Genomic DNA, 4,883 nt, shown 5'->3' with positions numbered 1-4,883 from the left:
TTAGGAATTATATGCATTGCCTCAATATTAATTTGGTTAAAATGAACAACTTAGAATGTTTTTCAAACACGCTCTAGAACGTGTTTGAAAAATCATTCCCGCAATCTGCACGCCCCACTTTGCGGGAGATTTTGCCTGAATTCGGTTACCGTAGCCCGCTACGGCGCCCTCATCCAGACAAAATCTCCCACAAATTGTGACGCACATCTTGCAGAAAGCCTTTTTCAGACACGCTCTAGAGAATTTCCATGGTCCAGAAAATCTGGCACTCCCTGCCAGCTTCCAGTGAAATAAGATTCTTCTGTTCCTCCAGATTTTCTGTAATTCCCTGTCTGGATGGAAGGGAACACCACGGCTCAATGCAAACATAAGGCGCATCCATGCAGGGCATATGCCAGAAACCGACATAAGGCATATCCACATAAGATACCTTCACTGCCTTTTTGCCCTTCGTACTGTGAAGCAGAACCTCTCCAGAGGTTTTCTCCAGCACAATAGCATCTTCATCAAAAAGATTATGACGAAGAGGAATCCGTCTGCCCTCCAAAAGTTCATAGGACTCCTTCCCCTCCACAAAACACTCCTGTGAAAAAAGAATGCGCTGCGGCTCACATGCCCTGGAAAATTCCAATTCATAATCCTCAAAGGAAAGTCCCTCTTCCATCGGAATATTAAATCCCGGGTGACCGCCGATTCCAAAATACATCGTTTTCTCATCCTTATTTTTTACCGAATAGAAAACTTTTAAAGTATTTTTCTCAAGCAGATATCGGATCTCAAAACGAAAATGAAATGGATACTGTTCCAAAGTTTCCCTGGTATCTTCCATTGCAAACACCAGTTCATTCTCCCCTGCTTTCTCACAGGAGAAAACAGAATCCTTGGCAAAACCGTGAATGTCCATATGATAAGTCTTCCCCTGAAATATGTAGGATTTCTCCCATAATCTGGCAATATAGGGAAAAAGATTGGCACCATGCTCATTCCAGTATCTGTCATCTCCCTGCCAGATATACTCAAATCCGTCCTTATCTGTCACGGACCACAAAATAGCACCTTCTGTGTCGGCCTTCACTTTAAGAAATTCATTGCTGATCTCGTATTTCATTCCATTCCTCAACTTCCTGGCATCATATCGGGCCATGATAAAATCTCTCTGGCAATGACCTCTTCATAGTTGCCCTCAATATCCTGACTGCGTCCTGCTTCATAAATATTTGTCTCTGCCCCCCAGACACGATCCTCATACTCCCACACATGGAATTTCAATCCTCGAAACAGAAAATCAAGACTTCCGCAGCCATCAATCTCTGTATATTCGTATTTGATATTCTTCTTTTTTAATGCATCCTGTACAATCTGTAACCGCATTTTTGTCACCTTCCTTTAGTCTCAAAGCGATACCTTTTTATGGTCATTCTTTTTTCTGCTGACCATTATCTACATGAATTCTGTTCTTACCGGATTTCTTTGAAGCATACATTGCGTTATCCGCCGCCAGATACAGGCTTTCATAGTCGTTTCCAGCTGCAGGATAAGCCGCCGCTCCAATACTCACGGTAAAATGTGGTGTAGTCTCTGACTTTGCCAGAATATCAAGAATTTCCGCACCTTTTGCTTCAACAGCCGAAGCATTTTCTATATTTGTCATAAACACAATAAATTCATCACCGCCAAGACGACCAATAATATCTTCCCTGCGGAAATGTTCCTTCAAAAGTTTTACCAAAGTAATTAATGCAAGGTCACCTATTGCATGCCCCATTGTATCATTTACCATCTTAAAATCATCAATATCGAGCATAAGCAGGTAACCTTTACACTCTTTTTCCTGCATAAGCGTATTAATTTTCTGCTCTGCAGCCTTGCGGTTCAGAGCACCTGTAAGACCATCAACAGAGGCTTTTTCACGAAGATCCTGTTCTCTGGTCATCTCATCCTGAACGTCAGAAATCTTGCCCAGAAATGCCTGTGGTGTACCAAGACGGCCTCGTATCAGACGTCCCATCCACCGCACCCAACGATAATTATCGTTTTTATCCTTAAAACGAATTACAAAATCATCAATCTCATCAGAATTATCACCAATTGTGGAAAGAAGTGCCTTTACCTTCGCCACATCATCTGGATGAACCATTGTGAAATCTGTGTCACTGTCAAAAGGCCTGATCGGACCGATTTCCTTCAGTCCAAATAAAGTCGTTATATTTGGCGTAAATACCAGTGTTTTTTCCAGGCAGTCATATTCAAAAAGAACCGTGTCCGAAAACTCCGACAAAATGTCGTACCTTGCCTGACCTTTCATCACTTTCTTCTGCTGTTTCACATAGAATCGTACTGTAAAAAGCACCATGATCAACGCGCATCCAAGAAGCGTAAAAATAATCATGCGGTTTCCATTGATGAGCACTGCTTTATAATTCTTCATTTTGGCGGAACGATATTCTGAAACCAGAATACAGTCTCTGCCTTCCAACTTGGATGCCACCAGATAAATATCCGTTTTCTCAAGCTCCGTGAAAATATGAGGTGCTCCATAGGTCAGCTTTTTAAGTGACTTTTCCACCTGGGAAATGCTCTTATCCTTCACATGCTGCGAATGAAGCACTGTCGCCACCGTATATTCAATGTCAAAAATCCGCATATCTCCTGCCAGGATTTTCCCATCTGAATTGCACACATAGTGAAGCACATTCCCCTCGTCCTCGTTCAGAGCCTCCCAGGCTTCCTCCACCCTATCTGCTCCAGCTGAACCAGCCAGGAAATTCTCCATTTCTGTCAGTGCTTCCGAATGGGTGGATAAAAGTGATTCCTCCATAAGCTCTGAAAAAATCGTCTCTGTTCTTTGACGATATCTGCTCATAAGAAAAATCGTCAGAAACGCCATCACAGCAAGACAGACCAGACCGATGACCATTCCCTGCCGTTTCATTTTGTATTCAGGATTATCTTTCACGCTTTTTTCCATATTAACGTCATCCATTCCAAGCCGTGACGGCTTTTATTCGTTATTTTTCAGTATAAAGCCTATATATTCTGCTGTCAAGCTTGTGATTTTTGGTCACTTTTTACAAGTCTTGTATTGGAAGGATACTTTTGTTTTATTCATAGGGTTCCATCTGCCGCTGAAATAATGTAAAGTGAATAAAACAAAAAGAAGCATATTGTGACCTATCATGCATCCCCAGGCAGACACAAGTCCCAGTCCAAGAAGATGGATGCAGATAAAAGTCCCCAGAATTCTTACCCCCCACATTCCCGCTACATTGAAAATAAAGGGAGTTACTGTTTTCCCCACACCTTGCATCATGCCCTCGATCACAATAGGTACACCATAAAACGGTTCGGAAACAGCAACCATACGAAGTACCGTACTTCCCAGACGGATAACCTGCGCATCTGATGAAAACAGCCTGATCAATATCGGCGCAAAAATAAACAGCAGACTTCCGGAAATAACCATCAGTCCCACTTCCAACGGCACAATTGCCTTGGCAAGGCTGTTGAGTTTTTTATTGTCATTGGCTCCAAGAGCATTTCCTGCAAGAGTAGCCGCTGCTGTCTGCATTCCATATCCTGGAATATAAAAAGCAGATTCTACTGTATTGGCAATAGTATGGGCTGCCGTTGCAGTCTCGCCCAAAGAATTGATCATGGATGCAAATGCCACATATCCAAGGGACGTGGCAAATCGCTGAAACATATTTGGAACAGCCACCTTCAGACAAGGGCGCAGAACTGCAGAATCCGGCAGGAAGCTCTGACCCTTTGGAGATATATCAGTATGCTTCCATAATTTAACCGTAATTGCAATACCTCCAATGGTATAAGCTATAGCACTCGCAGCTGCTGCACCTTGAACGCCCCATCCCGCGCCTGGGATCACCAGTTCTTTTCCACCAATCAGCACTGTTCTGGTGGAATATATAAGAAAAAAGTTCAGTACAATGTTAATAACATTAAAGGCAACTCCTACCTGCATAGGGGTTTTGGTATCGCCCACTGCCCTCAGGACAGTTCCAAAAATAATGTTCGCAGTTCGAAAAAGCATCGGTGCATAGAGGATCAGGAAATAGCTGGATGCCAGTTTCTGAATAGAAGGATCTACCTGCATCCAAACAGGGACTTTACGGCTCAGTCCCATTGTCAGAATTGTAAAAAATATTCCTACGATCACAACTGTCAGCACAGCCTGTCCTGAAGCTTTTTTTGCCTGTTCTTTTTTTCCTGCTCCGATTGACTGGGATATGTATGCCAGAAATCCTATGCTGATCGCAGAAACCGTACTTCCAATCAGCCAGTTTACTGTACTGGTAGCTCCAACAGCGGCTGTTGCACTTGTTCCCAGGACGCCTACCATACCAGTGTCCATATATTGTACTGCAGTCTGCATCAGCTGTTCCAGCATAGTTGGCCACGCAAGAGAAAAAATAACTGGCAGCATTTCTTTTGTTCCCTGATCTGCCAGTCTGGATCTGTTTCTAGTTGATTTCATCTTATTTCTTCCTGTTCTGTTACCTGTTATTTTGTGATACCAGTGTCAAAAGGTCAAAAAGCCGTTCGTGCTTGCACGATAAGGCGTTTGAACTTGGGACATGCCAAATATGAGAAAGTAGCGATTTACGCAGTAAATCAGCGGATTTCGAATATTTGGAGGATTGCGGGAGCAGCGGAGCTGGATCGCAATCCGAAGTATCAAATGAGTGGCAAAAGACCTTTTGACACTCATATCATTTTATGAATTGATTTAAAAAATATTTTAACAGAATATAAAGAAAAAAAATAGGGTAAAAGTAAAGAAAAGACAACAAAAAAACGATAACCAACCGGCTACCGTTTCCGTTCTGTACCTTCAAAACTACATACATGTTACATCCTAATGG

General features: G+C 42.6%; 6 protein-coding genes. 1 reads left to right on the top strand and 5 read right to left on the bottom strand.

The features are described from left to right. Positions 1-36: 36 nt before the first annotated feature. Positions 37-207: a DUF6783 domain-containing protein gene (locus tag AB5170_RS22280; protein ID WP_368362026.1), complete on the bottom strand. Its 171-nt coding sequence runs from the start codon at positions 205-207 to the stop codon at positions 37-39. On the opposite strand from AB5170_RS22280, the gene AB5170_RS22275 reads away from it, so the two are divergent. Then, positions 136-294, top strand: a complete 159-nt coding sequence (locus AB5170_RS22275; RefSeq protein ID WP_319017168.1) for a DUF6783 domain-containing protein — start codon at positions 136-138, stop codon at positions 292-294. The genes AB5170_RS22280 and AB5170_RS22275 overlap by 72 nt on opposite strands. Here AB5170_RS22275 and AB5170_RS22270 read toward each other — a convergent pair. The 4 genes from AB5170_RS22270 to AB5170_RS22255 all read right to left on the bottom strand — a co-directional run bounded on the left by AB5170_RS22270 (position 236) and on the right by AB5170_RS22255 (position 4,495). Next, the gene (locus AB5170_RS22270) at positions 236-1,108 is read right to left on the bottom strand and encodes an aldose 1-epimerase family protein (protein WP_295260813.1); all 873 of its coding nucleotides are present in this window, start codon (positions 1,106-1,108) and stop codon (positions 236-238) included. The two genes, AB5170_RS22275 and AB5170_RS22270, sit on opposite strands and share 59 nt — an antisense overlap. A gap of 8 nt (positions 1,109-1,116) precedes the next feature. Further along, complete coding sequence (locus AB5170_RS22265; protein ID WP_118583324.1) at positions 1,117-1,371, bottom strand: kinase; 255 nt, start codon at positions 1,369-1,371, stop codon at positions 1,117-1,119. Positions 1,372-1,414: 43 nt separating this feature from the next. Continuing rightward, positions 1,415-2,968 carry a diguanylate cyclase gene (locus AB5170_RS22260; RefSeq protein WP_347088896.1) on the bottom strand — a complete coding sequence of 518 codons (1,554 nt, stop codon included), beginning with the start codon at positions 2,966-2,968 and terminating at the stop codon, positions 1,415-1,417. Between the two features lie 93 nt (positions 2,969-3,061). After that, a complete protein-coding gene (locus AB5170_RS22255) occupies positions 3,062-4,495 on the bottom strand; it encodes an MATE family efflux transporter (RefSeq protein WP_233456101.1) in 1,434 nt (477 codons plus the stop codon). Between the last annotated feature and the right edge of the window lie 388 nt (positions 4,496-4,883).

The sequence above is a fragment of the Ruminococcus sp. RTP21484sp1_RTP21281st1_A8_RTP21281_210402 genome, assembly GCF_040914025.1.
Lineage (GTDB): Bacteria > Bacillota > Clostridia > Lachnospirales > Lachnospiraceae > Blautia_A > Blautia_A faecis.
Note: the sequence above shows the minus strand (reverse complement) of the source record. Positions and strands in the feature narration are given on the sequence as shown.